Annotated in this window: 2 protein-coding genes; both read right to left on the minus strand. The window is 49.0% G+C overall.

Annotation, left to right across the window (positions count from 1 at the left end; translation table 11 throughout):
* Window positions 1–97: 97 nt before the first annotated feature.
* Window positions 98–2,380, minus strand: a complete 2,283-nt coding sequence (locus tag MJ769_RS01295; RefSeq protein WP_239234041.1) for a DNA translocase FtsK — start codon at window positions 2,378–2,380, stop codon at window positions 98–100.
* A gap of 193 nt (window positions 2,381–2,573) precedes the next feature.
* Window positions 2,574–3,242, minus strand: a complete 669-nt coding sequence (gene bioD / locus MJ769_RS01300) for a dethiobiotin synthase (protein ID WP_239234042.1) — start codon at window positions 3,240–3,242, stop codon at window positions 2,574–2,576.
* Window positions 3,243–3,878: the final 636 nt, after the last annotated feature.

The raw sequence follows: 3,878 nt of genomic DNA on the forward strand, positions 1-3,878 counted from the left end.
ATTATCGCTTACATATCAACTATATGCCGCGCTCAAATTTTTTACTCGCGCCTTGCCTTGTCTAGAAAATTGAATTTTTAGAGGCGCCCTCAATTGCTCACTCTTGCCTGGCGGGTGCAATGACTTCTCGGTTGCCATTACTCTGCATGGGTGTCACCACTCCGGCGCGTTCCATCTGTTCTACCAAGCGCGCGGCACGATTGTAGCCAATACGCAAATGGCGCTGTACCAGCGAAATAGAAGCGCGGCGCGATTTCACCACAATGTCCACCGCTTGATCATATAGTGCATCGGCTTCTGCACTTACTCCGCCTTCGGCTTCGCTACCCGCTTCAAGTTCATCCGATGAAGTTAACACGCCTTCTACATATTGTGGTGCACCCTGCGCTTTGAGATATTCAGCGGCGCGATGTACTTCCTGGTCTGAAACAAATGCGCCATGTACTCGTTGCGGGTAGCCGGTACCAGGCGGTAAATAAAGCATGTCGCCTTGACCGAGCAATGCTTCCGCACCCATTTGATCAAGGATAGTGCGCGAATCGATCTTGCTGGAGACTTGGAACGCCACGCGTGTTGGCACGTTGGCTTTGATCAGGCCTGTGATAACGTCTACCGAGGGGCGTTGCGTCGCCAATACCAAGTGAATGCCGGAGGCGCGCGCCTTCTGTGCCAGACGCGCAATCAACACCTCGACCTTCTTGCCCACTACCATCATCAGGTCAGCCAGTTCATCGATAAACACCACAATAAATGGTAATTCTTCTGCTGCTTCAGGGTTTTCAGGGGTAAGCGTGAATGGATTAGTCAGCGGTCGATCCGCCTTGATGGCATCGCGAACTTTCTGGTTATAACCGGCAATGTTGCGTACACCGAGAAATGACATCAGGCGATAACGCTTGTCCATTTCCTGCACACACCAATTAAGCGCAGACGCCGCCTGGCGCATGTCAGTCACCACAGGAGCTAACAAATGCGGAATACCTTCATATACAGACAGTTCAAGCATCTTTGGGTCAACCAGCAGCAGTCGTACCTCCTGCGGTGTGGCCTTGTAGAGCAGGCTCAAAATCATGGCATTGATCGCCACTGATTTGCCGGAACCGGTGGTGCCTGCCACCAAGACATGCGGCATCTTGCCCAGATCGGCGACCACGGGTTTGCCGGAAATATCCTTGCCCATGGCCATAGTGAGTGGCGAGTTCATGCTTGCGTAATCCTGCGAACTGAGAATTTCGGACAGCCGCACCATCTGCCGCTTCGGATTGGGCAATTCCAAAGCCATGTAGGATTTGCCCGGAATGGTTTCAACCACGCGAATGCTGACCACAGAGAGTGCACGTGCCAAATCTCTCACCAGACTGGTGATCTGACTGCCTTTAACCCCGACCGCAGGCTCGATCTCGTAGCGCGTAATGACTGGCCCCGGATAGGCCGCGACCACTTTAACTTCTACGTTGAAATCTTTGAGTTTGCGTTCAATTAAACGTGAAGTAAATTCCAGCGTGTCGGCAGACAACATTTCAACTTCATGAGTCGGCTGATCCAGAAGATGCAGCGGTGGTAGCGGCGAATCAGGCATGTCTGGGAACAGTGGCACCTGTTTCTCAATCGACACGCGCGCAGACTTTCGCACTTCGGTCAGTGGCTGCTCGATATGTATCGGCAGATGGTGCTCCACACGTTTTTTTTCTTCTTCCACCACAATCTGGCGCTTGCTCAATGCTTGTGCCCCAAGACGCTTATCCTGCCAGGTCAGCCAAGTTTTTTGCGTCCAGAAATAGGAGGCTTCAAGAACTGTTCCTAATCGATCAGTAAATCGCAGCCATGACAGGCCACTGAATAAACTAAATCCGATGGCTATCAGTACCAGTAGAAATAAGGTGGCCCCGGTAAACCCCAGCAAGTGCGACAATCCGTCACCCAGCATCGCACCTAACATACCGCCTGGCGCAAGTGGCAGCGCAGCCTTTAGGGTATGTAGTCGTAGCGCTTCCAATGAACTGCTGGCCAGCAATAACATGACAAAGCCGGTCAGCGCTACACCTAAGGCGTGACGATTAAATAGGCTGTTTTGCGATATGCCGTGATAGCCCGCCCATATCTGCTGCAACAGTAATGCAGCCCACCACCAGGCAGAGAGTCCGAAGACATACAGCAGCACATCCGCTAGCCAAGCACCGAACACGCCGCCCGAATTATTTGGCACAGCATCGCTGGCACTATTCGACCAGGCAGGATCGCTTCGATCATAACCATACAGTATGAGAATTAAATAAATAGCCACTGTAATCAGCAGCAACAAGCGCGACTCGCGAATTAATGCAGCCAACCGACCTGGTAGTGGAGAGGCATTTTCAAGTCTGTTTCTCAATAACGCCATAGTCTGTTCATGTCTCCATTTTTTTGACTATCTTGTCTTACAGAGAGGTGAAACCTTTCCTGTTCAAGATGTCTTGGTGTGCCATGCGCAGTACCCTTTCCATAGCTTGCGCAGGCAATCCAGCGCACATGAAATTCTGCATCTGGAGGAACAAACAGTTTCCTTTGCAACTTATCAACTCTGAATTGAAACATTATATTTCTTCGAGCAGTTCAAGTGTGATTTGCAAGGCTATCATCCGAGCATCCGGCTGCGGTTGCCAACTTACGATGCTGATCAGCGGTGCGGTCAAGCGTTGCTGCAATGCAACAATGTTGTCTTGTACCGCGAGCATATCTGCGTCCAGCACATTGGCTACCCATCCGGCACATTTTAATCCACATGCCTCAATCGCGCTTGCTGTCAGCAGAGCATGGTTGAGGCAGCCCAAACGCATGCCCACCACCAAAATAACAGGTAAACCCAATTGCAATGCTAGATCGGAGATGTCTTGATTGTTATTCAGAGGCACTCTAAATCCTCCCACCCCTTCTATTATCACCACATCCGCTTGCGACGCCAGTTCGTGATAAGAAGTTTGGATACGCGCGAAATCGATGCGCACGCCTGCATTCTGTGCAGCTATGTGTGGCGCCATAGGATATAGAAAGCTATAGGGATTGATCTGGCCATAGCTCACTAGTACATTGCTGGCCACCTGCAATTGCTTTACATCCTGGTTATGCCCGTCATCATCGCAACCCACCGCCACCGGCTTCATGCCTACTACGCGTTGTCCTTGTGCTGCAAAGGCATGAAGCAGTGCGCAGCTAATCAGCGTCTTGCCGACGCCGGTATCGGTACCTGTTATGAAGTAACTCATATTATCCTCGAATGCCAAGGAATCTGCGCATAGAATCGGGCGGATTGACGCATGGCAGGTTAGTGCTCTGTAGCACCTGCTGTTTACCTGAGTGAAGTAAATAGGGACGCATTTTAATATTTAAAGAATTCCATATTGCTAAACGTTTCGAGGTTCATTTTAACTCAAGAAGGACTCTGTAAAGCTTGATTGATTTGACTTTTGTTTCAATGTTTTGACATCAAGTTGCAGGGCTTACACTTTAAATTCAAAGAAGCTTTGCACATGATGATCAATCGTGCAGTGCTGTCTTGTCGTACCTTGATGAAGCCATGCACCCTTATTAGATGTTGCTGTTTAAGTAGTTCAAACCAATCCTAGAACAGCAGGTAGAATTGTGTATGGTGTGTCTGAACGTTTTCTATAATCGATTTGATTCACCTTTACTTTCAGGATCATATGTTTCTACTGATCGGCAAGTAGGTTGTTAATGAGGGAACATCCATTCCGCAGGAGATGAGTTGCCGATTTGGACGTTCTATTGTTTTTGTGCCACGATTTACTGTAGTATTCTGCGCCGAATCGTTGATAATTAGGTAGGTGTTATGTGTTCTTCGTAAGACACAATATAATTATTTAAATTAAATTGTTATATTA

The organism is Candidatus Nitrotoga sp. BS (genome assembly GCF_927797785.1).
Classification (GTDB): domain Bacteria; phylum Pseudomonadota; class Gammaproteobacteria; order Burkholderiales; family Gallionellaceae; genus Nitrotoga.

Coding starts and splice junctions, on each gene's coding strand:
- bioD (WP_239234042.1), bottom strand. CDS start 3,242: ATGAGTTACTTCATAACAGGTACCGATACCGGCGTCGGCAAGACGCTG.
- MJ769_RS01295 (WP_239234041.1), bottom strand. CDS start 2,380: ATGGCGTTATTGAGAAACAGACTTGAAAATGCCTCTCCACTACCAGGT.